At 41.5% G+C, this 26016-nt stretch carries 24 protein-coding genes and 2 tRNA genes; 13 read left to right on the top strand and 13 right to left on the bottom strand.

Annotated elements, in window-relative coordinates; translation table 11 throughout:
- The first annotated feature begins 151 nt into the window (after window positions 1-151).
- From ACQY3F_RS18395 to dcd, 5 genes are all read left to right on the top strand, one after another.
- Window positions 152-427, top strand: coding sequence for an HU family DNA-binding protein (locus tag ACQY3F_RS18395; protein ID WP_428356456.1), 276 nt, complete (start codon window positions 152-154; stop codon window positions 425-427).
- Window positions 428-495: 68 nt separating this feature from the next.
- A tRNA-Val gene (locus tag ACQY3F_RS18390) sits at window positions 496-571 on the top strand.
- Between the two features lie 8 nt (window positions 572-579).
- Window positions 580-656, top strand: a tRNA-Asp gene (locus ACQY3F_RS18385).
- Between the two features lie 492 nt (window positions 657-1148).
- Complete coding sequence (locus ACQY3F_RS18380) at window positions 1149-3005, top strand: SurA N-terminal domain-containing protein (protein WP_428356455.1); 1857 nt, start codon at window positions 1149-1151, stop codon at window positions 3003-3005.
- Window positions 3006-3166: 161 nt separating this feature from the next.
- A complete protein-coding gene (gene dcd, locus ACQY3F_RS18375) occupies window positions 3167-3733 on the top strand; it encodes a dCTP deaminase (RefSeq protein ID WP_428356454.1) in 567 nt (188 codons plus the stop codon).
- Window positions 3734-3800: 67 nt separating this feature from the next.
- Here the strand turns inward: dcd and ACQY3F_RS18370 are convergent, their stop codons facing one another.
- A complete protein-coding gene (locus ACQY3F_RS18370) occupies window positions 3801-4058 on the bottom strand; it encodes a YcgL domain-containing protein (protein ID WP_428356452.1) in 258 nt (85 codons plus the stop codon).
- A gap of 49 nt (window positions 4059-4107) precedes the next feature.
- Here ACQY3F_RS18370 and ACQY3F_RS18365 point away from each other — a divergent pair, with 49 nt between their 5' ends.
- Both ACQY3F_RS18365 and ACQY3F_RS18360 read left to right on the top strand, forming a co-directional pair.
- Window positions 4108-4707, top strand: a complete 600-nt coding sequence (locus ACQY3F_RS18365) for a lysostaphin resistance A-like protein (protein ID WP_428356450.1) — start codon at window positions 4108-4110, stop codon at window positions 4705-4707.
- Entirely contained in the window at window positions 4708-5190 is a 483-nt protein-coding gene (locus tag ACQY3F_RS18360) for a hypothetical protein (RefSeq protein ID WP_428356449.1), read from the top strand. It abuts the gene before it with no gap.
- A 53-nt stretch (window positions 5191-5243) separates the two neighbouring features.
- Here the strand turns inward: ACQY3F_RS18360 and ACQY3F_RS18355 are convergent, their stop codons facing one another.
- The 6 genes from ACQY3F_RS18355 to ACQY3F_RS18330 all read right to left on the bottom strand — a co-directional run bounded on the left by ACQY3F_RS18355 (window position 5244) and on the right by ACQY3F_RS18330 (window position 11642).
- Entirely contained in the window at window positions 5244-6548 is a 1305-nt protein-coding gene (locus tag ACQY3F_RS18355) for a putative bifunctional diguanylate cyclase/phosphodiesterase (RefSeq protein ID WP_428356448.1), read from the bottom strand.
- Window positions 6549-6635: 87 nt separating this feature from the next.
- On the bottom strand, window positions 6636-7385 hold the full coding sequence (locus tag ACQY3F_RS18350; protein WP_428353157.1) for an ISAs1 family transposase: 750 nt from the start codon (window positions 7383-7385) through the stop codon (window positions 6636-6638).
- Window positions 7364-8416: a Druantia anti-phage system protein DruA gene (locus tag ACQY3F_RS18345; protein ID WP_428353913.1), complete on the bottom strand. Its 1053-nt coding sequence runs from the start codon at window positions 8414-8416 to the stop codon at window positions 7364-7366. Before ACQY3F_RS18345 ends, ACQY3F_RS18350 begins: the two co-directional genes overlap by 22 nt.
- An 82-nt stretch (window positions 8417-8498) precedes the next feature.
- Window positions 8499-9200, bottom strand: coding sequence for a Druantia anti-phage system protein DruA (locus ACQY3F_RS18340; RefSeq protein ID WP_428356446.1), 702 nt, complete (start codon window positions 9198-9200; stop codon window positions 8499-8501).
- 19 nt (window positions 9201-9219) lie between these two features.
- A complete protein-coding gene (locus tag ACQY3F_RS18335; RefSeq protein WP_428356445.1) occupies window positions 9220-9468 on the bottom strand; it encodes a diguanylate cyclase domain-containing protein in 249 nt (82 codons plus the stop codon).
- 977 nt (window positions 9469-10445) lie between these two features.
- Window positions 10446-11642 (bottom strand): ISAzo13 family transposase, encoded by a 1197-nt coding sequence (locus ACQY3F_RS18330; protein ID WP_428352931.1) that lies wholly within the window; start codon window positions 11640-11642, stop codon window positions 10446-10448.
- Window positions 11643-11933: 291 nt separating this feature from the next.
- Between ACQY3F_RS18330 and ACQY3F_RS18325 the strand changes: the two genes are divergently transcribed.
- On the top strand, window positions 11934-12551 hold the full coding sequence (locus ACQY3F_RS18325) for a hypothetical protein (protein WP_428356444.1): 618 nt from the start codon (window positions 11934-11936) through the stop codon (window positions 12549-12551).
- Between the two features lie 18 nt (window positions 12552-12569).
- On the opposite strand, the gene ACQY3F_RS18320 is transcribed toward ACQY3F_RS18325, so the two are convergent.
- Window positions 12570-13765, bottom strand: a protein-coding gene (locus ACQY3F_RS18320) for an ISAzo13 family transposase (RefSeq protein ID WP_428356443.1) whose coding sequence is annotated in 2 segments (ribosomal slippage) — window positions 12570-12958 and window positions 12958-13765 — 1197 coding nt in all. Because the reading frame shifts where the segments join, the coding sequence is not laid out codon by codon here.
- A gap of 149 nt (window positions 13766-13914) precedes the next feature.
- Between ACQY3F_RS18320 and ACQY3F_RS18315 the strand changes: the two genes are divergently transcribed.
- Window positions 13915-14766 (top strand): DHHA1 domain-containing protein, encoded by an 852-nt coding sequence (locus ACQY3F_RS18315; RefSeq protein ID WP_428356441.1) that lies wholly within the window; start codon window positions 13915-13917, stop codon window positions 14764-14766.
- A 443-nt stretch (window positions 14767-15209) separates the two neighbouring features.
- Here the strand turns inward: ACQY3F_RS18315 and ACQY3F_RS18310 are convergent.
- Window positions 15210-16782 (bottom strand): IS3 family transposase gene (locus ACQY3F_RS18310; RefSeq protein WP_428356440.1). Its coding sequence is split into 2 segments (ribosomal slippage): window positions 15210-16323 and window positions 16322-16782, totalling 1575 coding nucleotides; the frame shifts between segments, so codons are not numbered across the junction.
- 1148 nt (window positions 16783-17930) lie between these two features.
- Between ACQY3F_RS18310 and ACQY3F_RS18305 the strand changes: the two genes are divergently transcribed.
- Both ACQY3F_RS18305 and ACQY3F_RS18300 read left to right on the top strand, forming a co-directional pair.
- A protein-coding gene (locus ACQY3F_RS18305) for an IS3 family transposase (protein WP_428354389.1) occupies window positions 17931-19504 on the top strand; the annotation gives its coding sequence in 2 pieces (ribosomal slippage) (window positions 17931-18405 and window positions 18405-19504; 1575 coding nt in all).
- A 223-nt stretch (window positions 19505-19727) separates the two neighbouring features.
- Window positions 19728-19946 carry a putative transposase gene (locus ACQY3F_RS18300; protein WP_428356439.1) on the top strand — a complete coding sequence of 73 codons (219 nt, stop codon included), beginning with the start codon at window positions 19728-19730 and terminating at the stop codon, window positions 19944-19946.
- Between the two features lie 779 nt (window positions 19947-20725).
- On the opposite strand, the gene ACQY3F_RS18295 is transcribed toward ACQY3F_RS18300, so the two are convergent.
- Together ACQY3F_RS18295 and ACQY3F_RS18290 are read right to left on the bottom strand one after the other, a co-directional pair.
- Complete coding sequence (locus ACQY3F_RS18295; RefSeq protein WP_428356438.1) at window positions 20726-21730, bottom strand: DUF2950 domain-containing protein; 1005 nt, start codon at window positions 21728-21730, stop codon at window positions 20726-20728.
- Between the two features lie 12 nt (window positions 21731-21742).
- On the bottom strand, window positions 21743-23035 hold the full coding sequence (locus tag ACQY3F_RS18290; protein ID WP_428356437.1) for a DUF3300 domain-containing protein: 1293 nt from the start codon (window positions 23033-23035) through the stop codon (window positions 21743-21745).
- Between the two features lie 220 nt (window positions 23036-23255).
- Between ACQY3F_RS18290 and argC the strand changes: the two genes are divergently transcribed.
- Window positions 23256-24290: an N-acetyl-gamma-glutamyl-phosphate reductase gene (gene argC, locus ACQY3F_RS18285; RefSeq protein ID WP_428356435.1), complete on the top strand. Its 1035-nt coding sequence runs from the start codon at window positions 23256-23258 to the stop codon at window positions 24288-24290.
- Window positions 24291-24301: 11 nt separating this feature from the next.
- Here the strand turns inward: argC and ACQY3F_RS18280 are convergent, their stop codons facing one another.
- Both ACQY3F_RS18280 and ACQY3F_RS18275 read right to left on the bottom strand, forming a co-directional pair.
- The gene (locus tag ACQY3F_RS18280) at window positions 24302-24805 is read right to left on the bottom strand and encodes a GNAT family N-acetyltransferase (RefSeq protein WP_428356434.1); all 504 of its coding nucleotides are present in this window, start codon (window positions 24803-24805) and stop codon (window positions 24302-24304) included.
- Window positions 24802-25086, bottom strand: a complete 285-nt coding sequence (locus tag ACQY3F_RS18275; RefSeq protein ID WP_428356432.1) for a DUF1778 domain-containing protein — start codon at window positions 25084-25086, stop codon at window positions 24802-24804. Before ACQY3F_RS18275 ends, ACQY3F_RS18280 begins: the two co-directional genes overlap by 4 nt.
- Before the next feature lie 560 nt (window positions 25087-25646).
- On the opposite strand from ACQY3F_RS18275, the gene erpA reads away from it, so the two are divergent.
- On the top strand, window positions 25647-25979 hold the full coding sequence (gene erpA / locus ACQY3F_RS18270) for an iron-sulfur cluster insertion protein ErpA (protein WP_428356430.1): 333 nt from the start codon (window positions 25647-25649) through the stop codon (window positions 25977-25979).
- Window positions 25980-26016: the final 37 nt, after the last annotated feature.

Genomic DNA, 26016 nt, shown 5'->3' with positions numbered 1-26016 from the left:
TTAGACTCAGTTATTTTGCAGGTGCAAGGCTGTATCGCTTGACACAACTAAGACAGAGTTGATATAAATACACTCGCTTTCATAGTAAATTTAGTTTTTTGGCTGGTCGGCATAAACGTGTGCTGTGTATATTTCTTAAGGAGAATAATAAATGAATAAATCAGAACTTATCGATGCAATGGCAGATGCTTCAGAGCTAACAAAAGCAGATGCTGGGCGTGCACTCGACTCTTTTATGTCGTCTGTTACCGATGCATTGAAATCAGGTGATTCTGTTGCTTTAGTGGGCTTTGGTACATTTGCTGTAAAAGATAGAGCTGAGCGTAAAGGTCGTAATCCACAAACTGGGGCGGAGATAACGATTAAAGCGGCGAAGATTCCTTCATTCAAAGCAGGAAAGGGCTTGAAAGAGAGCGTCAACGTATGAAATAGAGATATTTCTAATATTTAGCTTGCAAGTTATTAGAAAGCTATTATAATAGAATACCTTAAGTCGGGTGCTTAGCTCAGCTGGGAGAGCATCGCCCTTACAAGGCGAGGGTCGGGGGTTCGAACCCCTCAGCACCCACCATAGACTTTGGAGCGGTAGTTCAGCTGGTTAGAATGCTGGCCTGTCACGCCGGAGGTCGCGGGTTCGAATCCCGTCCGCTCCGCCATATTAAGAAACCCCGACCTTTTGGTTCGGGGTTTTTTTTTGTTTAAATTTTTCTAGGTTAATGCGATATAAGTCATAAATAAATTTATCAACAAGAATACGCAGTTTGACATTGCGGTTTTATTTATACAGAATACAAAGTTTCGCATGATCCTAGAAAAATCAGTTGAGCGTGAATTTATAGTGCAAGACATTGAATTAATATAATACTTTCAAAAAATTTTAGCTTCACCCATCGGTTAAGCGGACATTTTTTGCAAGTGCGGTGGAATCAAGAGCTCGTGCTAGAAAACGTGAGCAACTGATTTTTCTAGGATGATGCTGCTCAAGCTACATAGGTACCTAATAGCTACGATACTATTAAAGCATTATGGTTATGGGTCATGCGAAGTATAATAGACTTTATATATTGATCCTATAGAGTATATTATTCCAAGGGTGATGGTTTAAAAACAGGCACTCAGAAGTAAATTAATCGAGTAAGGCTAATAAGATGTTGACAAAAATAAGAGAAAAAACACAGGGAACTTTTGCCTGGGTAATCTTGATATTGATATGTGTGCCCTTTGCATTATGGGGTTTGCAAAACTATACCGATGGTGGGCAGGAAAATGCCATTGTCATTGTTGGGGACAAGGAATTTGTTCAACGCGATGTAAATCAGGCTTATGCGCAATTCAGACAGCAGTATGCAGAGGTACAGATACCTGAGGAAATATTGAGAAACCAGGCTATCGAAAAATTAATTCGTGATGAATTGCTGTTACAGCATGTCACAGATGAAAAGCTGACGGTTACGGATGAAACGGTACGCAAATTTATAGCTTCTTTACCATATTTTCAGCGTGATGGAAAATTTGATAAAAAGCAATATGAATCGATGCTAGTGGCGCAAGGAATGTCATCGGCACAATTTGTCAACCGTATCCGCAAAGCATTACTGATGGAGCAGTATCAAAAGGCCATCACTGATACTAGTTTTGTTTCTGAACAGGCTATCGAAAGCTTTTTCAGGATTCAAAACCAGACTCGCGATATAGAATATCTTACCGTTGCTTTAATGCCTGTAGAAACGATTCCTACAGCTGAAGAAATTAACGCCTTCTATCAACAGAAGGCGAATGATTTTCAGACGGCAGAGCAAGTTTCGGTGGAATATGTGGAGCTATCTCTAACTGATTTGATGGATGATGTGCAGCCCACTGAAGAGCAATCAGAGGAATATTATCAAGATAATATAGCCATTTATTCGACTAAAGAGCGGCGCAAGGTCAGCCATATATTATTTGCTAAAACAAATGAGGTGGCTGAAGAGCAGGCGCTAGCTAATGCACAGGCAGCAAAATTACGTTTAAATGAAGAATCATTTGCTGATTTAGCCGCTCAGCTTTCTGATGATACCGTGACGGCAAAGACCGGTGGTGATCTTGGTTTATTTGAAATGGGTGTAATGGAGCCCGCATTTGAAACAGCTGCAACTGAATTGAAGCTAGGTGAAGTGTCTGAGCCTGTTCAATCCGCATTTGGCTATCATTTGATAACCGTAACAGAATTAGTGCCTGCAGAAGTTAAAACTTTAGCAGAGGTTAAAGTTGAAGTTGACCAGGCAGTACAACGCGCTGCAGCAGAAACAACTTTTTATGAGCTAGGTGAAATATTAACTGAAGTAAGCTTTGAAAATTCCGATAATTTGCAAGTTGTAGCTGACGAATTGGGTATAGAAATTCAACAGGTTGAATTATTTACTCAGGACGCAGGTGAGGGTATTGCCAGTGAACCAGCCGTTAGAAATATCGCTTTTTCCGAAGCGGTTTTACAAGGAAATAATAGTGAACCTTTAGAGTTGGGGGATGATCGCTTGCTTGTCTTACGCATGAAAGAACATCAGCCTGCTGAAACTAAACCCTTGTCTGAGGTGCAGGAAATCATCATTGCTGTGATTCAAACTCAACAGGCAAGGCAACAAACAGAGCAGCAGGCGGAAACTATTAAGCAACAATTACTCTCCGGTATTGCTATGCAGGAGGCCGCTGAAGAGTTATCTCTTAACATTGAAAAAATTAGCGGATTAAAGCGCGATAGTACTGATATAACTGCACAACTTAACGAGGCAGTATTTAAGGCGGCAAAACCGATTGCTGGTCAGGCGACTGTTATAGTCGTAGAGACCCCCGAAGGTAATCAAGCTGTAGTGAATTTATTGGCGGTGACTGATGGAGTTAAATCGGCAGAAGATACTGAAAGATCTAAACTTGCCATGGCTAATATAGCCAGAGCATTAGGACAGTCTGATTATGCTGCTGTTGTTGATGGAATGCGCCAATCAACCAGAGTTTCTATAAGAGAATAAAGCTATTCTGATTGGGTGTGAACGAAGGGGCTATTTATAGCCCCTTTTTTATGCCGATAAATTCTAGTCGTGGATTTATTCGAAGTAAATTCTATATGACCTGTGTTTAGGATAAAATTAGCCTAAACTGGAATATCTTAAATTAATGTAACAAGGGCAATATGAGTATAAAATCAGATAAATGGATTCGTCGTATGGCGCAAGATAAAGGCATGATAGAGCCTTTTGAGGCAGGGCAGGTCAGGGATACTGAGCAGGGAAAGGTTATTTCCTATGGTACATCAAGTTATGGCTATGATGTGCGCTGTTCTGATGAATTTAAAATATTTACCAATATTAATTCAGCAATAGTCGATCCAAAAAATTTCAGCGAAGGTAGCTTTGTTGATGTAAAGTCTGATGTATGCATTATTCCACCTAATTCGTTTGCATTGGCGAGAACTGTTGAGTTCTTTCGTATTCCGCGTGATGTTTTAACTATTTGTTTAGGCAAATCAACTTATGCGCGCTGCGGGATTATTGTCAATGTCACCCCGCTGGAGCCTGAGTGGGAAGGGCATGTAACGTTAGAGTTCTCAAATACGACCCCTTTACCCGCAAAAATTTACGCGCATGAAGGCGTGGCGCAGATGCTGTTTTTTGGTGGTGATGAAGTCTGTGAAACCTCGTATAAAGACCGTGGCGGGAAATACCAGGGGCAACAGGGTGTAACTCTGCCAAAAGCCTAAGAGAGACTCCTGGCGTGGCACTCGCTGTTATACTTCGCGAGAGTTAAGTGTGTTTTACGTGATGTTGCTATTGTAGATTTTTGGGGGCAGGGTACAAGGTAGGTGGCAATTGAATAAAAAAACCATTTTCTTCAATTCCCTTGATGACGTCGCTTGCTTTTTCTCGTGCAAGTTGACGCTCTGGAGTGAGTGCTAGTTCCATTACAAATGATGGCGTTCCTATGATTTTGAGTATTGCTTGCGGGACAGCGGAAAAATCATCTTGTTTTGCGATATATAAATATAATTCTTCTTTTTTGTTACCTTTATAAATAAAACAGTGCATTATTATCCTTGCTTAACTGAAACTAGCATTATTATCGCATCAATTAACAATGAATGAACCTACAATAGACCCTGAAAAATTTTTTAAGACAGCCTGCTATTTCGAGAGTGCATTGATTCTAGTTGCCCTGTTATTGGGCTGGATAGCGGATATAAATCCATTTGAATTTATTATTTTCGATGAACAGGCGGTAATGAATGGCATCATTGGAACCTTGCCTTTATGCCTTATCTTTATTGCTTTAAATCAGCTGCAACTGGATTCACTAGATAAGATTAGACAGGTCTTACATACAACCCTTGGGCCTAGCCTGCATAAGCATCACTGGACTGACTTGTTTATTTTAGCGGCGATTGCAGGTGTTTCTGAGGAAATTTTATTTCGCGGAGTTATCCAGCCCTGGATAGAAAACTCATGGGGTATGGTAGTAGGAATATTAGCGAGTAGTGTTATATTCGGCCTGGTTCATGCTGTGACAGCCTTGTATTTTGTAATGGCAACGGCTGTGAGTATTTATCTTGGGTTGTACCTTGATTACGATGGTACCAGGAATCTACTGACGCCTATTATTATTCATGGCTTATATGATTTCTTTGCTTTTGTTGTCATATTGCATAGTTATCGACTCGCACTACAAAAGGGTAAATAAATGGCGATTTCACAACTGCAACTGCAATTACAACCTGATCTGATATTCGCTGGCATTATCAGGGCTTTGGCTTTACTTAGTCTAATGGCTTTCATTGCTATTTGTCATATATATAATGATCAAATACAAACAGATATGGACGCTCAGGCGCGTATTATTATCAGAACCTCACTCTATGTTGTTGCCATCGTGACTTTTCCGTTGATGAAATTTATGCGTCATGTGTTGCTACGATTAAATCAAAGGGGAAAGGGTGAGCGTAGTGCAAAATCTCGTTATTTAGTGACTATTATCATTTCTATGGCTGTTGCTGAAACGATTGGTATCTATGGTTTTGTGATGTATATACTCGGCGATAGCTTTAATACCTTATATATATTTATTATTTTATCTGCCTTAGCTATGTATCTATATAAGCCAAAAGTGGAAGAATATCAGCTGATTGTTGAGAGTATTGGGCCTCAACGTAACTCGCTCGACTAATATTGATCTGGTTTTTAATATATTTTCCGCATCCGTGACCGCGCGAAGTATAGTTAATTAAATATCTGTGAAATATAGAGTTGTACTTGTTCTGGTGATGACGGCTTGGAAAAATAGTACCCTTGCGCAATATCGCAACCCGCATCTTGCAAAAACTGTAATTGTTCTTTACTTTCCACGCCTACCGCAATCACTTCCTTATTCAGAGCGTGAGCCATATTAATAAGAGCCTGCACAAGTGCCTGGTTTTCATGGTTAGTGATTAGGTTAAGCAGAAGTGAAGCATCAATTTTGAGATAATTGACGGGGAGATTTTTCAGGTAGGGTAGGGATGACTGACTTATGCCAAAGCCATCTATATATATGTTTAGGCCGGCTTCTGTTAGCTCTTGAATGGCTTTTTTACTTACCTCGGGTATTTTCATTAGCGCACTTTCTGTTATCTCTATGGCAATTGATTCAAGGGGTGCACCATTCGCTTCAATCTGATTAATGAAATTTTTTGTAAATTCATAGTTGATGAGTTCAACGGCGGAAATATTTATTGTAATATTCTTAAAATCAACGCATTCTTCAGCCCAGGCAATAGCTTGGGAGCATACTTGTCTTGTAATCCATTGGCTAAGTTCTAAGATCAGCCCGGTTTTTTCTGCAAGAGGAATAAATTCTAGCGGAGAAATCATGCCCAACTCTGGATGTTGCCAGCGAATTAAAGCCTCGTAACCCTGTATACTATTATCTTGAATGTAGTGTTTGGATTGATATGCTATGCGTAATTCTTGCGTATTTTCGGCATTTTCTTCTGTGAGAATTTTGCGTAAGGCTTGTTCTAGCTCAAGTCTGCGTTTGCTTTTTTCATCAAGCTCTGGCGTACAAAATGTAAATGCCTTATTGTTATGTTTGGCAAAATACATCGCATTGTCTGCTTGTTGTATGAGTGTTTCGGTGTCACCGCCATCCTGTGGATAGAGGGCAATTCCGATACTGCTACCAATACTCATTTGTTGATTATTGATAACAAATGGATTTAGTATGCGAGTCAAGATTTTTTTGGCAACGACTTTAGCGGCGTGTTTACCAGAATTTAAAAGAATCAGCGCAAATTCATTGCCACCTATGCGTGCTATCGTATCGGAGTCGCGGGTTAAGGCTTCTAGCCGACTAGCCGCTTCTTTAAGTACAGCGTCGCCGGTAGAATGGCCGTAATTTTCATTGATTAGCTTAAATCCATCAAGATCCATAAATAGCAAAGCCAGGGATTTATCCTGGCGGCGGGATAATCTCAGCATTTGTTTAAGCCGGTCAGTGAATAAACGATGATTGGCAAGTCCAGTAATATCATCATAATAAGACAGCAAGTCTAGTTGTTCTCTGGTTTGAATTATCTGACTAATATCATGCGCAATACCCTTCAGCCCAGGGTTAATTTGTTCATATTCTAAACCTTATGCGGCACAAGGCCTCCTGGTATTTTTTGTAATTTTCAAATAGTCTAAAACAGCTCTGGTATTCTTATTGAGTTGCCTCATTTTCTTTGAAATCCCTTTCTCAACTTTTGATTTTATTAATCCGATAGCAAAGCGCCTAAGACGGGTCATGTTCTCAGGGCCATAACCGGTACGAATTGTTGAGCGATCTTCATCAAAAACCCAGTCAATAATATAATGACTGACTTCAATAGACCAGTGACCTCGAACTTTATATAAGATGGTTTTCGGATCTGCGTCTTTTTTTGTTCTGCTGGTCACACCGTAAGCGGTCGCAAGTGATGTTTTCCCACTTTTCTTGTCCGTTATTTCTCGTTCTATGCGATAAACCTGGGCAACATGAGGGAATAATACATACTCACTTAATTCCGATGTGACCCAGATTCTACGAATCTCAATTCGTCCGTGCCCGACAGACACTTTGTCTTCATAATCTGCCAAACGGCTATCATTTGAAAAGTAGGTGGTAATATCATCAAGCAGTGTCGGCTGGTTTCCTTTGACACTAAAATAATAATGCGCTTTTCGTTGTTCTACTAAATAACGCGCGAATTCAGTCTGGGTGTGCAAAGCATCGCTGGTGATATCTTTATTTTCAATCGGTAGTGTATCTAATAATTTCGGAGCAAATGTTATTTCATTGGTTTGCTTAACTTCATCCGACCCATCTCCAACAGGCAAAGTACCTACTTTTTTTGGGCGTAGCAAATTCCTGTGGTATGCCCAACAGCACTCATTATTTGTGTTTGGCGCCCTGATTCATCAATCGCATTACACATGACTTTGCCATCTATTGCGAGTGAGTTGTCATCCTGGGCATAGGCTTTGTTCCAGGCATTAAAGGCTGCGTCAAGTTCATTCGGGTCTACTCTTACTAAGATATTTCTAAAAATGCTTAGGCTTGGAATCACATAACGGCCTTTATCATAACGGCAACGAAAATGCGCTCTGGACTTTTGAGATAAGCTTTCAGCCCAGTCAAAAATAGATTCATAGCTCCTCATGCCGCATAACACAGCTCCAGCGGCTATTCCCAGAACAGTCTGTATTCTATGGCGTCGCCCTTGGGCTCTACGGGGATCATTAATTTCCTTGAAGAAATCCGGTAATGAACGCATTTGATGACGCGTTATTTTCATTTTTACCTCACCTAATAAAAAATGATGACTTAATATAGTGTGAGATAAAACAGATTGTGCTCGACGATGAAGTGGCTTAACGAAAATCAGCTTTTTGTGCTCTGTTTGAGCAGAGTAACCGTCTGTTACCCTGCGAAACCCTTTCGTGTAACCAATAGCCTGCCAGTTACTGGCTCGATAAACACCTCCATGAAATCGCTTTGGATCGACAAAGGTCTCGACCAACAAAATAGGGTGTCCATACTTTTCAACCCAATCATTGGATAAGCGTTTAAGGCACAGTGAAAGGAGGCGTGATCCTAGGTTTTTATCATGCCTCGTCGGTAATATCAAAAAACGGCTGTTGTTGGCAATCAGTTTTAAGCGGCCCGTTTGGTGGCGATAACTCCATCCTATCCAGCTATCACGAGCCGCACACTTTAATGCGGCGGCCGAAAAGCTGATCAGTGCAATCCATTCTGTTTCAGAATAGGCCACATACCAAAGGGTTTCACCAATTTTTGGAATAGCACCTAAGTAATGCTGGGCCTCCATCAAATCCTGATATTTTGGTTCTTCTTGCTTTAAAATGGGCCTGACTGATATTTGGTTGAGTTGCATCGTTTTATCTCAAGAAACTGGATAGAAACTATACATGCTTTTCATGGGTTTGTCCATCTTGGGGTGTAACTCATTACCATGCTTACCCTTTATAGCTAGAACAAATTAGCCGTGATCCATACTGCCGGTTAAAATCTTTTGCTATCGTTGCCATGCTCATGCCTAGTACTTTCGATGCCAGGTTTTTGCAGTTGACACTGGGACGGATCAAAAAACGACTCATCCCGACGATCATATGGAGCTGTGCTTGATGCTCTTCTTGATTCCAGCCTATCCATTGATCGCGGGCGGATAATTGCAAAGCCGGCGCGGCATACCCAATCCCTCCTAACCAGCCATGCTCGGAACGAATCAGGTAGCGCATTTGCCTGCCCACCAATATTGCTGCTTTCAGGTAGTGTTCTGTAAGCATCAGTTCATTCCAGGTTCGCATCTGATCTGCCTCTTGTACTAGTACCAATTCAAGCGCTGCAATGTGCCTGACTTCATCGGGTACATCAACAGGATGTGGTACGGAGTCCGTTAAACGGCGGGGTGATTTTGTGCCCGTTTTGTGTTGCACCCTGGGTAGCTCAAAATGCCCCGATGATTCTAGAGCACGGAGTGCTTTCAGGCAGCCACTGGTTTGCATTTTCCCGCGTGCATCGTGAAATTCAAAGTGTGTACAGACTTGTTTGGCTAAATCGCTTCTATGTGCAACTCCCTTGCCTTCCAGTAATTGTTTGATGTATTCTATATTGCTTGATAAGGAGAGTGTTCGTTTGATTTGGTTTTGTTTATTCATGCCTTATAGCATGCAATAATTATTCTTGATTGTCCAGCTGTAATTTATGGGTAATAGGCAGGGCTAGCCGACTAGCCGCTTCTTTAAGTACAGCGTCGCCGGTAGAATGACCGTAACTTTCATTGATGAGCTTAAATCCATCAAGATCCATAAATAGCAAAGCCAGGGATTTATCCTGGCGGCGGGATAATCTCAGCATTTGTTTAAGCCGGTCAGTGAATAAACGATGATTGGCAAGTCCAGTAATATCATCATAATAAGACAGCAAGTCTAGTTGTTCTCTGGTTTGAATTATCTGACTAATATCATGCGCAATACCCTTCAGCCCGATACATTCATTATGTTGATTATAAACATGTTTTTGCTAAATTTCTAAGATATGTTTGGCTTTCAGTTCACCCTGCAGTTGATAAGTTGTTACGGTCATTATGTTTTATATTCAAATGCTTAGAGTGTTTTTTAGCGTTCAATTGCGGTTTTTAGGATGATCGTTATGGAATAGGCGGATTCAACTCTGAAGTGCAATTCTTGTCATCATGCGGCCTCACGTTGAGTCTTGTTAAAAAACACAGCTTGAGGGGTATTACAGTTTAACGTTTTTCGAGGTCGATGATTGAGCTTATTCATGACTGCTTCGACCTGCTCACTGGTTATTTCTCAAAGCTACTGCCTTTAATGAAATACTGCCTTTAATGAAATACTGCCTTATCAATCCATTGGTGTGCTCATTCAAACCTCGTTCCCAGGAGGCGTAAGGGTGGGCAAAACAGGACATCGCAGGTTTTAATCAGTTTCGTTAAGCTTTTGCTGCGAACTTGGGCAGGGATGCCCAAAATGAACTTTCGCAAAAGTAGGGGCTCCCCGTGTGTTAATAACGTCGAATGTCATTTTAATAATTTTACCGGCTTCTTGTCTTCGCTTCTCAGCCTTAATATGTGCTTGCTTGGGACGGTATCCCCGCATTACGCTCAAGTCCACGGCTAATTGTCGATGGAGACACTCCAGGGATTAAGTCTATATCCTTTCCTGATTACCCCTGACTCTCAGCCATTCTCCGCCATTCCTGCAAGCTTTTAGCAGGAATCTCATGGGTTTAGTACAGATTCCCGATAAAAGACTTCGGGAATGACGAGGTTTTTAACATGCTGATTTTCTAAGTTTATTCTACTGTAGCTGAGAGTTGTACGTAATCAGCTATCCTTTTGAGAAGTTACTGCTTTTAATAAGGGAGATGGAAAGAAATAATCATCCAGAACAACCAGGAGAAATGGTCAAAAACCATTTCTCCAACGATGGCATTCGGTCAACAAACTGATAATACGTCTTCATTGCTTTTTTACCTACCTTTACTCCTGTTTCATATATTTTTTCTGTTAATTTAACAATAGGTGCTTTGCCATTGTAGGTCATACTTTTGGCAAATTTTAAAGTTGTTTCAACTGTATCCATTATGTCGCCACTAATATGATTTTCATAGGCTCCCCATACTCGTTCAATTGGGTTATATTTACTATGATAAGGAGGGTAGTAGGCCAGTTTTATCTTTATGTTGCTTTTTTCAGCAAACTCCACAAGCCTTTTTATAAACTGAGTTCTGGAGCTACTGTTCTCCATACCATTGTCAGCGTTAATTGTCAGAATATCTACTCCATATTTTTCTTGAATTTCTGGCCAAATTTCTTCCAATCGGTCAACGATGAAATCACTGCTGGCATAGCCTGCTGTAAAGAAAAGGAAAAAATCATCATGTTCAGGCAGATAAAAACCAAAAGGAGTTAACTTTTCCTTAACATCTAAATCATGATCCTCTGCTTTTGTTAAAACCCGATTTCGTCCTCCCCGTGAAAAATTTCCTATATTCATTCTTGCTTTGGCATCAATTGATATACGAATCTCTTTTGGGTTGATATCTGCCATTCCATTGACTGAATGAACTTGTTCAAAAATTGCATCCGTTTCCTTGATTTTCTTATGAGGCTTTGTTTTTTGTACCTTTTTTGGATGGTAACTCAGGTCATTTAATTTTGTATTGATAGTTTTTGAGCAAGGTAATGTTTTTTCATCGTAATAATCAATCTCCAGTAAACGTTTTCTAACTTCTTTAGCCGTTAGCCGGGTATATAATCGACAGGAATTAAAAGAGGGATCCGTTTGACACTCCGGTTCAGCAATTTTTTTTATGTCATCAAGTAGATGAGGAAAATGCTCTTCACTTTTATTACGCCCTCTCGCTGAAAAATTATCTTCTATGGGCTGAGTTTCAAGTTCATATTGTCCTTTTCGGATAGTGCCTCTATTCCATCCTAGTTTTTCTTCAGCAATACTTGCACCACCTGAGCCTAGTAGCTCCACCGTTTCAGCCATGAATATACGACGTACCGAGCCTTTTAAACGATGGGCTGTATTTATAATCCAACCTATAATGCTATCTGTTAATATCAACAAGCTTATCTGCCTAGTGTGAGAATAAATTCAGAATTCATTATTATAAATTATTGAGACACAAGCTTACTTCGTTTGGATGATTATTTCTTTCCATCTCCCTAAGGCTGAAATCTGGTATCGTTGTCCTTCGGTTAGCTGACTGTATGGGTTCATATGTGGGCAGATTGAAAAATCCTGAACTATATATCAGCTGGCCTTCTCAGTCTCAGAAAAATGAATTGAACTTATTGGTTGAATCTGAGTACGTAAGAAAAACTGATTGCTAAAATTTGAATTAAGAGGTCTGCTATGACATATTGCTTTTTTTACAAATCCAGATTCATTAAATATGCTTTTGTAGTGTGTGCTGTTTTGTATGCCCCGTTATCACTTGCTACGACCTCAGCTAATCAGGGGCTAATTGAAAAAGAAAGCCTGGATTATTTCAATGATATAGACGTTTCTGATTTTCAACAAACTACGGAAGACTTAGAACTTGATAAAATCAATATGGGCAAAAAGCATCATGATGTATTGCTGGCAACCCTAGAGCTATTAAACAGAGGTGAGGTTGAAAAGGCAATACTAATCACACGTATTTTGATTGATAATGGCGAGCAAGCTGCTCCAGCCTATGAAGTATACGGAGCAGCTCTAGCTATTAATGGGGATACGGATAAGGCCCTGCAAAAACTGCAGAAAGCAGTGGATATAAGCCCTGAACAGCACTCTTCTATCACTAAAATGGGTGACATTTATTACGCTTTAGGCAACTTTAAGGAATCAAAAAAGAAATATTTACAGTCTAGCAAAATTGACTCAACTATACGGGTAGAGCAGATGCAGAAAAGCACTATAAAGACCTGTCACAATAGTTTGGTTTTTTGTTCTTCTGACAAGCAGGAGAGTACCTTTATTTCAGCTTAGGGAGATGGAAAGAAATAATCATCCAGAACAACCAGGAGAAATGGTCAAAAACCATTTCTCCAACGATGGCATTCGGTCAACAAACTGATAATACGTCTTCATTGCTTTTTTACCTACCTTTACTCCTGTTTCATATATTTTTTCTGTTAATTTAACAATAGGTGCTTTGCCATTGTAGGTCATACTTTTGGCAAATTTTAAAGTTGTTTCAACTGTATCCATTATGTCGCCACTAATATGATTTTCATAGGCTCCCCATACTCGTTCAATTGGGTTATATTTACTATGATAAGGAGGGTAGTAGGCCAGTTTTATCTTTATGTTGCTTTTTTCAGCAAACTCCACAAGCCTTTTTATAAACTGAGTTCTGGAGCTACTGTTCTCCATACCATTGTCAGCGTGTGTGTCAGAATATCTACTCCATATTTTTCTTGAATTTCTGGCCAAATTTCTTCCAATCGGTCAACGATGAAATCACTGCTGGCATAGCCTGCTGTAAAGAAAAGGAAAAAATCATCATGTTCAGGCAGATAAAAACCAAAAGGAGTTAACTTTTCCTTAACATCTAAATCATGATCCTCTGCTTTTGTTAAAACCCGATTTCGTCCTCCCCGTGAAAAATTTCCTATATTCATTCTTGCTTTGGCATCAATTGATATACGAATCTCTTTTGGGTTGATATCTGCCATTCCATTGACTGCATGAACTTGTTCAAAAATTGCATCCGTTTCCTTGATTTTCTTATGAGGCTTTGTTTTTTGTACCTTTTTTGGATGGTAACTCAGGTCATTTAATTTTGTATTGATAGTTTTTGAGCAAGGTAATGTTTTTTCATCGTAATAATCAATCTCCAGTAAACGTTTTCTAACTTCTTTAGCCGTTAGCCGGGTATATAATCGACAGGAATTAAAAGAGGGATCCGTTTGACACTCCGGTTCAGCAATTTTTTTTATGTCATCAAGTAGATGAGGAAAATGCTCTTCACTTTTATTACGCCCTCTCGCTGAAAAATTATCTTCTATGGGCTGAGTTTCAAGTTCATATTGTCCTTTTCGGATAGTGCCTCTATTCCATCCTAGTTTTTCTTCAGCAATACTTGCACCACCTGAGCCTAGTAGCTCCACCGTTTCAGCCATGAATATACGACGTACCGAGCCTTTTAAACGATGGGCTGTATTTATAATCCAACCTATAATGCTATCTGTTAATATCAACAAGCTTATCTGCCTAGTGTGAGAATAAATTCAGAATTCATTATTATAAATTATTGAGACACAAGCTTACTTCGTTTGGATGATTATTTCTTTCCATCTCCCTTATGCTTTTCTGTCTTCAGGTCTAGGAACAGGCAGGGTACTCTTATATGAGCATTGATATGAAAGGACATGAAGTGGCTGTACTGTACCATGCCGACTGTCTGGATGGTTATGCTGCCGCCTGGTCTGCGTGGAAATCTCTTGGCAAGACGGCAGAGTATCAGGCGGTACGCCATCAAATGCCAATACCAGAATTTTCTGAGGGTGCTGTACTCTATATATTAGACTTTTGTTATCCCATCGAGCAATTACGGGTTGCAGCACAAAAAGCAAGTAAAATTATAGTTCTGGATCACCATATCAGTGCACAGCAAGCAGTTGATGCTTTTCAGGGAGAGTTGCCTGCAAACCTGCAGATAACCTTTAATATGCAGCAAAGTGGTTGCATGATCGCGTGGCAATATTTTCATGGAGATCTTGCGCCGCCTATGATATTAAGCCATATTCAAGACCATGATTTATGGCGCCACCAGATAGCACATACTGAGGAGATAACCAGAGCCTTGTTTTTACGTCGTCCACTTGCTTTTTCTAGCTTTGAAAAGATAGAGCTAGATGCCTTATTCCGCGAGGGAAAGGTATTATTAAAGCAACAACGGCAAATGGTTAAGACTTTGTTGAATTCACGCCACTCGATAAAGCTAAATGATGCAGTGGGATTAGCTGTCAATGCGCCAGGTGCATTTTCCAGTGATTTAGGGCAGGCGCTGGCTAAACTATCAGGGACTTTTGGCTTAACTTATCATTATCATGGTAAGCGTCAGTGTTACGAGTGTGGGCTACGGTCCATCGGCGAGTTTGATGTCTCTCAAATTGCAGTGGCCTTCGGTGGAGGAGGGCATCAAAATGCAGCAGGTTTCAGTATAGACAGAAAGACATTTTTAGCCTGTTTGCCCTAAAGCAATGCTCAAGAACAAAAGATTAATACCTGCTCATAAGCAGGATGTGCTGAGGAACGAAGCGCATCAATTTTGGTACTCTTTGTGAACTGACCCATATAAGTTAAACTTCGCGCGGTCATGGATGCGCATTTCTAGCGGCTGAGTTTTTGCCGATAGCTACATTGCTGAAGCCATTACGTAGCTAGCTATGGGAGCGGCCGACAAGGCTGTAAATCTTGGAGGGTGAAAGTCCTTTCACCGTCAGTTGCGCTAAATGTCAACCAACCTGTCGCATTATTGTGATATAAAACTTGCTGTGCAAGTACATGGGGGCTTTGCCCCCAAACCCCCAAGGTATTTTTACAACGGTAATGATATAATTCCATTACGGTACAGGCTGAGGAGCCGATGACCGTCAACGGTAATAGGCGGCCCATGTCGCCTTTTGCTTTATTGTTCGCTTAAGCTACATTTTTCAACTTTAATTCGTTTTCTTCCGAGTTAATATCATCCTTGTCAGGGTTCAGAAAAACAGTCTTTATGGGACTTAAATTCCTTGTATTACGCCCATTCCAGCGCTCAGGATGACGCACCTTCGCTTGTTCAATAACTTTCTTTCTGTTCTCCAGTATTGCCCTATCTAAGCCATTATGACGTTGATTAGGTGTTACAAATTTAATCGCGCTGTGTTGGTGTTCATCGTTATACCAATCCACAAATCCTTCCACCCAATCTCTTGCTTCTTTTAAACATGTAAACGGATCTTCTGGGAAGGTATAATGATATTTGACGGTTTTAAATAAGGACTCCGAATAAGGGTTGTCGTTGCTAACGCGCGGCCGGCTATACGAAGGACTGATGTCTAAATCAATCATTTTTGCTCTCAATGTTGCACCTTTCATCGGGCTTCCGTTGTCAGAATGAATCACCAACTGGTTTTTATCTATTTTTTCTCGGCAGGCAATATCTTCTATCAAATCAGCGGCATGAGCACTTGATTCACAATCATGAACCTGCCAGCCGACTGTTTTCCGGCTGTAAATATCCATCACCATATACAAATAGTAGTATTGCCCCTTTACCGGGCTTAATAAATAGGTAATATCCCAGGAATAGATTTCATTGGCTGCAGTCGCTTTTAGTGACCGGGGTTTCTTACGCTGAGCTGCTGTCCCTTTACCTCTGTGTTTAAGTTGATTATACTCTTTCATTACTCGGTAAAATGTTGATTCTGATGCAATATATTCACCGATGTCTAATAAAGTAGGCACTATTTGGTAAGGGGTTAATGTGCTATATTCAGGCAAATTAATAACCCTTAGTATGTCTTGCCTAATAACATCTGATAACTTGTTGTGCGCAGGAGAATCATTGTAAATTCTTTGGTCTTCTGATAATTTCTTCCCCTGGTTCCACCGTTGATAAGTACGAGATGCAATGCCAACAAGCTCACAAGCCAGATGCTGTCTTGCGCCATTTTGTACCGCCTCGTCAATGAATGCACAGTATTGCTTGCGATCTGGGTAGGAGATCAAGCGACCTCCTTTTCCCCCAGATCGCTTGGCACTTTTTTGATAATACCAGTAAGGCGGCTGTTTCAGAGAGCGCTCTATCCTTGCGATTGAGCTCTTTCTGTAAGCGTTTGTTTTCTTGTTTAAGTTTCTTTTGTTCTTGCCTGGAAACAGAATTAGATGCTTGCTTTTCTGATAAAAAATCTGATTTCCACTCCTTCACATGATGCGGGTAAATTCCATTTTCTCGGCAATATGAGCTAAGCTGCTCGCCGTTCAGGCTGTGGCAGTCCATTACGGCCTCAAGACGTTGTGCTTTAGCCCAATCCTGAGGGCTTTTTTCTTTTGACATACTTGTTTCGGGTTTCTCTAATTTATTCTTCTTGGCTAAGTGGATCCATCTTTGAAGTGTTGAATAACCAATACGTAAATCATCGGCAATAGTGTTAAGCGTTTGATCAGATCGTCTGGATAATGCTTTTTCTACAGATTGTACTTTGAATTCCTGATTATATAATGCCATTTCTGTCTCCTAAAATAAAATTTTACAGGCGACAGGTATGTTGACATAGGGGGGTTGACCGATAACGGACGGTTAGTATATCCCCTGTTCAGCGAGGTAACAGACTGAAATATGCGGGGAAGTAAAAGCCCTGACTGCCTGGAGTTGAGAAATTCTGCGGTAGGAGCAATTTGGGGGGCGAGCAAATCTGCGGGCAGGAACATTAGAGAATGACTGCAGCCTCGAAAACTACGCCACACAGAAGTTGCAGTGTGGGTTATTGCCAAGCGCCGACCAGTTCATAGCGCTGGGAAGGCCGTTGTCTTGTGGGAAGAAACGGGTAAATGCACCATGAGAGCAGCCGGGGTAGGGGTCCTTGCACGCAGAGAAAGGTTTGTAGAGATAACGTCGGGAAGATCCTACTTCCAGCAGGGGTTGACAGCAACCTGCAAAGACCTTATGTTCAAGGTTAATTCCGTAGGCATAAGGAGGATTTAGGATTGTCGCATGAGTTCGTATGAGCGATGAAGGCAGGGTAACTCCTGCTGACGGGGTGCTGGATGCCTCGGTGTGAAAGGTAACGCCTTGAACATGCAAAGGGACTCTGGGCGCTTGATAGCCTCTTGAGTACTCGGACAATGTAAGGTCGAGGAACATATTAGAGGTAACCTTGGAAGTAAATCAAGGGGCAGAGGGGTGTATGTGAGTCAACACTTAAGCTTCATGCTCTTTGGGAAGGCGACTGAAGGTATTAATCAAGGTCAGAACCGGACTCGGGAAAACCGACCGTCCGGGATCGTAGGCAATGTCATTCGTTTAAGAAACACTCCTATTCGGTTAAGAATCAGATAAACTTCAACCCAACCCACATTCTTATGTTAAAAAATCAAGCGCTATTTCTCCGCGTATTCCATTGCTGTGCTGACTGTTTCGATTCTCTTGCGTAATGACGCCCCTTCCTTTTCTTGTGATAGTAACGTGAAATTGAACAAACCAACTCAGTCATCACCTGATTGATGTAAATACTGGGTGCATACAAAATCTCCTCAAGATGTCGGGCTACGGTCGTTAATGTATTTTTAAAGTTCACCTGAATGGTTTGCTCTGCCTCTGATTCCCCCTATGTCAACATACCTGTCGCCTGTAAAAATTAATATTAGGAGACAGAAATGGCCATATATAGCCAAGAATTTAAAGTACAATCTGTAGAAAAAGCATTATCCAAACGTGACGAACAAACGCTTCACGATATTGCCGATAATTTACATATTGGTTATTCAACACTTCAAAGATGGATCCGATTAGCCAAGGAAAATAAACTAGAAAATCCTGAAACAAATATGTCAACTGAAAAAAGCCCACAGAGCTGGACTAAAGCACAACGTCTTGAGGCTGTAATGGACTGTCACGGCCTGAACGATGAGCATCTTAGCTCTTACTGCCGAGAAAATGGAATTTACCCGCATCATGTTCAGGAATGGAAATCAGATTTTTTATCAGAACATCAAGCATCTAATTCTACCTCCAGGCAGGAACAAAAAAAACTCAAACAAGAAAATAAACGACTACAGAAAGAGCTCAATCGTAAGGACAGAGCTCTCTCTGAAACGGCGGCTTTACTGGTGTTATCAAAAAAGTGCCAAGCGATCTGGGGGGAAACGGAGGTCGATTAATCTCCTACCCAGATCGCAAACAATACTGTGCACTCGTTAATGAGGCGGTACAAAATGGAGCAAGACAACAGCTGGCTTGCGAGCTTGTTGGCATTACTGCCCGTACTTATCAACGATGGAATCAGGGTGAGAAATTATCAGAAGACCAAAGAATTTATAATGATACCCCTGCACACAACAAGCTATCAGAGGCCGTTACGCAAGAAATATTAAAGGTCATTAACCTGCCAGAATATAGCACGTTAACCCCTTATCAAATAGTACCTACTTTATTAGATTCAGGTCACTATATTGCATCAGAATCAACATTTTACCGAGTAATGAAGGCGCATAATCTACTTAAACACAGAGGTAAAGGGACAGCAGCTCAGCGCAAGAAACCCCGGTCACTAAAAGCGACTGCAGCCAATGAAATCTATTCATGGGATATTACCTATTTATTAAGCCCGGTAAAGGGACAGTACTATTATTTGTATATGGTGATGGATATTTATAGCCGAAAAATAGTTGGCTGGCAGGCTCATGATTGTGAATCAAGTTCTCATGCTGCTGATTTAATAGAAGATATTGTCTACCGAGAAAAAATAGATAAAAACCAGTTGGTAATTCATTCCGACAATGGAAGCCCGATGAAAGGTGCAACGTTAAGAGCAAAAATGATAGATCTGGAAATCAGTCCATCGTACAGCAGGCCACGTGTTAGTAATGATAACCCCTATTCGGAGTCTCTATTTAAAACGGTCAAATACCATTACACCTTTCCAGAAGCCCCCTTTGTCAACCTACACGAAGCAAGGCACTGGGTGGAACAGTTTGTAGATTGGTATAACAATGAGCATCAACACAGTACGATTAAATATGTAACACCTAATCAACGCCATAAGGGCTTAGATAGTGCAATTCTAGAGAAGAGAAAGAGTGTTATCGAGCAAGCGAAGGAATGTCATCCTGAGCGCTGGAATGGGCGTAACACAAGGAATTTAGACCCTATAAAAACTGTTTTTCTGAATCCTGATAAGGATGAAATCAGCTCGGCAGAAAACGAATTACAGTTGAAAAATATCGCTTAAGTTAACAGTAAAGCAATCGGCGACATAAGCCGCCCATTACCCTTGACAGTCATCGGCTCCTCAGCCTGTACTGTAAGAATATTATATCATTACCCTTGCTTAAATACCTTGGGGGTTTGGGGGCAAAGCCCCCATGAACTTGCGTAGCAAGTTTTATATCACAAAAATGCGACAGGTTGGTTGACATATAGCGTCCCTAACCTCACCGACAATCGACTTTCCGATGGCAAGGCAACTATTACAAACGCTGTTTGTGACAGAAGCAGATATATTACCCGATGAAGTAAAAAAACAACTTCGGATACGTGTGCATAGTACTTCCCGACCTGCAAGTAATAAAGCAATAGAAAAGTTATTTGAACAACTCAATCAAACGGAACTCAATTATCCAGGAACCGATCTGCGCTTAATTTATGAGCTGACTTCATCCGCAAAAAATTAGGAAATGGTCTCAAATTAGTTTCGTCTGAATCAAGATGTCTGAGCTTAGCTAAGGCGCTTAGGCAGGCATTAATTTTATTGCGTTTTTTTGCCGTGACCCAGTGCAAATGTTCGCATAGCGTTTCGGCAAGTTCGGTCAGGCTTAAGTTGGGGAACGTGTTAACGGTTTGCTGAACGTAGGCGAGTTCTTTTTTAGAAAAATAACGAGCAGAAAGTGTAAGGGGTTGGGTAATAGCTGTTGTCATTATGTTGCCTGCCTGCAAAAATTAAATTATCCATGCTTATGTTGGCAGATTAGATGGATATAGTCAAGGCAAAAAGTAACTGAGGAAAGCGTTGCTTAAGCTTATGAGTATTAATCACTTTATTTTTTTTTGTTATTTTTGTATTTAAGTGAATGACATTGGGATCGTAGGGGGGCTTGCGGAAACGTGATGTATGGTCAATGGCTATTTGCTACTAATCTGGAAACAAGAGGATACCATGGATAAACTATTGGCCTAAGCCTGCCTGCGCGCGCCGTATTTCTACCCCGACCGTCAGTTTCAACGTCCCCGTATTAAGTGCGGGGCAGGCTTTGCTATCGACTAAAATAAGCTCACTATACAAGCGCATCCGTGACCGCGTGAAGTATAGTGTTCGATGAGTAGTGAGGAATATAGATTGATAATCTATTAGTAGGCGCAATTCCGGTCTTTGTTTGTGGCTAGATTAGCCGCTCGCAGTAAACTGCCCGTTAAAAATTAACCCCGGCAGTTTACTAGCGACTTTAAATTGGGGTTATTGATCAACAATAGTCTGCGGGGCATTCACTTCTTGTGCGGGTACCCAGCTTGCATCTGGATCATAGTGGGTCATTTTGAGTGCAATTTCAGCAGTATCCAAGCCAAGATTTTGTTCGTAAACGATGCCATCATGGCTAACAATAAAGCTCATTATGCCGCTGTCAGCATAATCCTGCGGCCAGGCAATAACAGCAAACCCGGCGCGCATTTTATCGCCTATCATATAATTATAGGCACCTCCCCTGGCGTGTTTGCCTTGGGCTTTTAGAATGTGGTAGAAATAACCATGATACCCTTCACCTGGGTTGCGATTACCTAGAAGTGAGCCTAATGGACTAAGTTCTTTGCCCGGTTCTGTTTCCCAAAACAAGCCGTCTTTAGAGCCTGGAGCGCTGATTAGTTTCTGCGCGTATTCTAATAAGCCGTTAGTGTTACGATCTTGCGTGGCATATTCCATTTGTGCATCATAGTAGGCGAGAACCGCTTGCATAGTCGCCAGTTCGTTTCTACCTATGCGCCGTATGCGCATCCGCTCAAGGCCTTCTTCTACGTCAAAGTACCAGCCTGCTGAACCCGAAACAATGGGTATGGGCATGGTCCACTCGCTTTTGCCTATAGCAAGCAGCATTTTGTTTTCGCCCTGAGGCAATAAGGTGTGATGCTTTTCCCAGGCATGATCAAAGTTATTTAAATCTTCTGAGGTAACATCATCCAGGGGTAGAATTTCGCGGAAATCTTCGCCGAGTAACTTGTTAAATTGTTCTTGGTCAACATTTTTAACGGCCTGTGAGAAAGCAACCGCTGCATCTTCGGGGTCATTAAACACTGCCTGTTGCAGAGTAGGGTCTATATTCAGTTGTACCTCCGGCTGGTTGAAGCGTGAGCAGGATACAGTGAACAGTATTATGCTTAATATGAGTAAAGTCGAAAAGTATTTATGCATGGTCTGTAACGGGTAAGCGCTAGTCATTAGTATGTGCTTGTTTATTGTCTGGTTCATGATTGTCTCCTGTTATCGTCTGCGTCCACCACCGCCACTACGACGGCCACCACCTGAGCGATGCGAGCTACTGCGGTTACGCGTAGACCGATTACTTGAATTACCGCGATTAATGTTTTGTCGGGATTTTTTAGCATTTCCTGCATTTCTAAAGGCATTGTCACGTGATCGGTGAGACTGATTGGCGTAGTTGCCTGATTTTCGGGTATCGCGTGTTTTACCTGAGCTATGGTTTTGCCTGGAAGAATTACCAAACTTACCCTGGTTAACATCACGATTGGCCTTATTCACCGAGGAGCGTGCTTTATCGCCGCCTGAACCTTGTAATTGTTTGCGCCCGGAGGCAGGATCTACAGCACGTTTGTCTAAGGTGGAGCGTGCTTTATCGCGTTGCGCATCGCGGCCACGGTAGTCTTTGCGTTGATCCGCACCACCACGTTTGTTGTTATATTGTTTGCGGCTTTTCTTGTCTGCATAGGGAACGCCACGACGGTTATTCGAGTTGTGTTTCCAGTTAGTGTTTCTATTGTTAGAATTGATTTTGTTATTATTGATGTTGATATTATTGTGTTTATTAACATTTATATTAACGTCGCCACGACCTCTTCCCCAGCTACAGCCTCCCCACAGAGCATTGGTGATACCTATGCCCACACCAAATCCGATGCCTCTCATTACTGCGCCGCCAAAGCGATACCCAGGCGGGTAGTAGTACCAGGGGCGGTAGTGTGGCCACCACCAGGTTCCGTAGACAACCGTTGTGTTATAGACTGGAACATAGACTACCTGCGGGTCAGCTGGTTCTATTATGATAACTGTCTCGGCGGGTTGTTGTTCGACGATGACTTTTTGCTGTTCCGTTGTTTCCAGGTTGCCTTCGTTCTTGGCTTTATTGCGTAATTTCTGTACGGAGTCCATTACTTTTTCAGAGCTTGCCAGGAATGCATCACCCACATTTTGCACCCAGTCAGGCTGCTCTCCCATCATGCTTAATACCTGTGGAAAAGCGACTAAAGACATGACGCTGGGGTCCCAGGATTTATTTTGCACTGCTTTTACGGCGGCATCACCCTCTTGTTTAGGGTTATCCTTCGACCATTTAACGGCTTCACTTATATCAGCCGGGTAGGTACATGCCATCAGGATTTGTGCCAGTAATGAATCCGGATATAAGGCTATCGGCGCCATCATCTGGTCGAGCTCGGCTTCACTGAAAGTTTTATCCTCTGCTTGCGCTATAGACAGTGGTACGCAAAGCAGGGCGGCAAGCAAAGTGTTACCAAAAATTGCTAACAGTTTTTTCATAAGTCGTGCTCCTTTTTTGACTGATATTATTTAGATAGCCTGAACTGTCTTTGCCTAAGATTGTACTTGTCCGCCAGGAAAAGTGAAAGTATGGCAGAAAAAACCACAATAGCTATACAAAAATGTCTAATTAGACTCTGAATTTTAGCAATAGCGGGATACATCCAGAAATTTTGAGTTAAAATGACGCTCATTATTATATTTTGCTATAGGTTGGTTTATGATTCGCGCGGGTATTGTTGGGGGAACGGGGTATACGGGAGTAGAGCTATTAAGGATTTTGGCCTTGCATGATGAGGTAGAAGTCGCTGTGGTTACTTCTCGCTCAGATGATGGCTTACGGGCCGATGCTTTATATCCTAGTTTACGTAGCAGTATAGACATTTGTTTTACCAAACCGGATGTCGAATCGTTGGCGGGCTGTGATGTGGTGTTTTTTGCAACACCTAATGGCACGGCCATGTTAATGGCAGAGCAACTTTTAGCGCGTAATGTGAAAGTCATCGATCTGTCCGCTGATTTTCGAATTAAAGATGCAGCTGAGTGGGCGAAGTGGTATGGCATGGAACACGCATGTCCTGACTTGATAGCCGATGCTGTGTATGGTTTGCCAGAAATAAACCGTAGCGCGATTAAAGGTGCCGAGTTAATAGCTTGTCCGGGTTGTTACCCCACAGCAGTGCAATTAGGTTTTTTACCTTTAATCGAACAAGGTTTGATTGATAGCAGTCATTTAATTGCCGATGTGAAATCCGGTGTTAGCGGGGCAGGGCGTAAAGCCAGTGTTGCTACCTTAATGAGTGAAACAGGTGAGAGTTTTAAAGCTTATGCATCTTCAGGTCACCGGCACTTGCCAGAGATTGCTCAAGGCTTGTCTATAGCCGCAGGGAAGCAGGTAGGTTTAACTTTTGTGCCACATTTAGTTCCGATGATTCGCGGGATTCATGCGACATTATATGCTCAGCTTAAAGGCGATTTTGCAGCTCAGCTACAGGCAATCTATGAAAAACGCTATGCGGATGAGTATTTTGTCGATGTTTTACCCGCAGGTGCGCATCCGGATACGCGCAATGTTCGAGGCAGTAATAACTGTCAGATTTCTATAGTCGTGCCGCAAGAAAGCGATACAGTCGTTGTGATGTCGGTTATTGATAACCTGGTTAAGGGCGCGGCAGGGCAGGCGGTGCAGAATATGAATTTAATGTTTGCTTTTAATGAAAAACAGGGTTTGCAGACTATGGCTTTGTATCCATGATTTAGGTGGAGTTACTTATGCAGTGATGGTAAACCATTCAGAGGAAGAATGAATTGCCTAGGGATTGATCCAAAAGCGACAAAACCATGATGGCGGTAAAAGGCTTCAGCGGGATCATTTTTTGCATCGACAATCAACCCAAAAACCGCGATTTCAGATCGGGAAGAGCGTAAAAGGGCATCCCATAATAAGGAGCCGCCAAGGCGATGGCCTTGATATTTCAGATCAACGGCAAGCCTGCCCAATCTAGCAACAGGTATAGATGGATAACGAGGAAGGCGTTTTATCATCTCTTTCGGGATATCGGATAACGGAATATCAGCGGCTGAAAGGGTGTAATAAGCAGCAATGCAGTCTGTTTTATTTTCCAGAGCAACATAGCATGCAGTAATGCGGCGTCGAATATCCTGTGTAACACGCTCAGAAAAATACCGGTCTAGCGCATCGTCACCACAGGCAAACCCCTTCCTGTGGCGCTTTGATGTCAAAACTTCTATGCGAAATGGTTGGGTCACTGGGAATCAAACATTTGCATATGATCATCTTTAGCGCGAACCAATGCAGGTGCAAGTGGATTGGGGTTCAGTAGTAAATCCACAAAGCGTAATTGATCTTCTGCAGATAAACGGATAATTCCAGACTCTTCGATGGTTTTGTGAGCTGCTTCTTGAGCAGCGGTAACGACAAAATCGCTTAAGCTGCGTCCCTGAAGTTCGGCAGCACGTTTGACAAGAAATAAGTTATCGGGAGCTATGCGAGCTTCTAGCCTAGCTGTTCTACTGGATTGTGTTGACATAATATAAATCCTCCATATTTTAATGTACGTTAATTAACCGTACATTGTCAAGTTTATTGAAAATAACAGTAATTATTGGAGAATGCGCTGTATTTCATGTTTTTTCAAGCAAAGGGCAGTTTACTATTCCCTTGGATGTAAGGAATAGTATGGGAATACTCTCCGCTGAAATTAAAATTGAGTTTGTACTAGATGAAAATGGGCGCTGATATATTGCTAAGACAAAACCATCTGATAAAACAATCAGGCGTTTTAGAACAGCTTACAAGGCAGGAAAAATAACCATGAACACTGATGAAATCATGGAATTAACTAGAGATGAGCTTGACCACCATCCTTGCAGCTCTTACCGATTATCAATTGCTTACCAGAGGTAAAGGCAGGTTTAGCGTGTATTTTCCTAAGGTTAAATTGATTATGCCTGAACCAGGCAAAGTGTGAAATTAAAACACTATTTTGCCTGTTGCTAGGCAAAAATTTTTTATAAGCATAATTCTTGACTAAATTACTAGGTATAGTCATAATTCATAACTAATGATTTTTTATAGGGTGTATTAATAATGGCAGATCCAATTATTTTTTCTGATAGTGCAGCTAAAAAAGTAGGCAATTTAATTGCTGAAGAAGGCAATGATAACTTGAAATTACGCGTGTATATTTCGGGTGGAGGTTGCTCTGGATTTCAATATGGCTTTACTTTTGATGAAGAAGTAGCTGATGATGATACCCAGGTCGTCAATGGTGGCGTGACTGTTTTAGTGGATGCGATGAGTGTTCAATACCTGAACGGTGCGGAAATAGATTATAAAGAAGATTTATCCGGCGCGCAGTTTGTTATTCGTAACCCGAATGCTTCAACCACCTGCGGTTGCGGGTCTTCCTTTTCGGTTTAATTTGCTTATGGCGGGGTGGGCGCAATACCTACCCTGC

This window comes from Methyloprofundus sp., assembly GCF_965251085.1.
Classification (GTDB): Bacteria; Pseudomonadota; Gammaproteobacteria; order Methylococcales; family Methylomonadaceae; genus Methyloprofundus.
The sequence above is the reverse complement of the archived record's forward strand: the minus strand, read 5'-3'. Positions and strand labels throughout refer to the sequence as shown.

Excerpts from the sequence above, each read along its gene's own strand:
- ACQY3F_RS18275 (WP_428356432.1), bottom strand. The coding sequence starts at position 25,086 with ATGTCAACACAATCCAGTAGAACAGCTAGGCTAGAAGCTCGCATAGCT.
- ACQY3F_RS18290 (WP_428356437.1), bottom strand. The coding sequence starts at position 23,035 with ATGAAAAAACTGTTAGCAATTTTTGGTAACACTTTGCTTGCCGCCCTG.
- ACQY3F_RS18345 (WP_428353913.1), bottom strand. The coding sequence starts at position 8,416 with ATGCAACTCAACCAAATATCAGTCAGGCCCATTTTAAAGCAAGAAGAA.
- ACQY3F_RS18370 (WP_428356452.1), bottom strand. The coding sequence starts at position 4,058 with ATGCACTGTTTTATTTATAAAGGTAACAAAAAAGAAGAATTATATTTA.
- ACQY3F_RS18380 (WP_428356455.1), top strand. The coding sequence starts at position 1,149 with ATGTTGACAAAAATAAGAGAAAAAACACAGGGAACTTTTGCCTGGGTA.
- ACQY3F_RS18300 (WP_428356439.1), top strand. The coding sequence starts at position 19,728 with ATGGCAAGGCAACTATTACAAACGCTGTTTGTGACAGAAGCAGATATA.
- ACQY3F_RS18295 (WP_428356438.1), bottom strand. The coding sequence starts at position 21,730 with ATGAACCAGACAATAAACAAGCACATACTAATGACTAGCGCTTACCCG.
- ACQY3F_RS18395 (WP_428356456.1), top strand. The coding sequence starts at position 152 with ATGAATAAATCAGAACTTATCGATGCAATGGCAGATGCTTCAGAGCTA.
- argC (WP_428356435.1), top strand. The coding sequence starts at position 23,256 with ATGATTCGCGCGGGTATTGTTGGGGGAACGGGGTATACGGGAGTAGAG.
- dcd (WP_428356454.1), top strand. The coding sequence starts at position 3,167 with ATGAGTATAAAATCAGATAAATGGATTCGTCGTATGGCGCAAGATAAA.
- ACQY3F_RS18325 (WP_428356444.1), top strand. The coding sequence starts at position 11,934 with ATGACATATTGCTTTTTTTACAAATCCAGATTCATTAAATATGCTTTT.
- ACQY3F_RS18340 (WP_428356446.1), bottom strand. The coding sequence starts at position 9,200 with ATGAATAAACAAAACCAAATCAAACGAACACTCTCCTTATCAAGCAAT.
- ACQY3F_RS18365 (WP_428356450.1), top strand. The coding sequence starts at position 4,108 with ATGAATGAACCTACAATAGACCCTGAAAAATTTTTTAAGACAGCCTGC.
- erpA (WP_428356430.1), top strand. The coding sequence starts at position 25,647 with ATGGCAGATCCAATTATTTTTTCTGATAGTGCAGCTAAAAAAGTAGGC.
- ACQY3F_RS18360 (WP_428356449.1), top strand. The coding sequence starts at position 4,708 with ATGGCGATTTCACAACTGCAACTGCAATTACAACCTGATCTGATATTC.
- ACQY3F_RS18315 (WP_428356441.1), top strand. The coding sequence starts at position 13,915 with ATGAGCATTGATATGAAAGGACATGAAGTGGCTGTACTGTACCATGCC.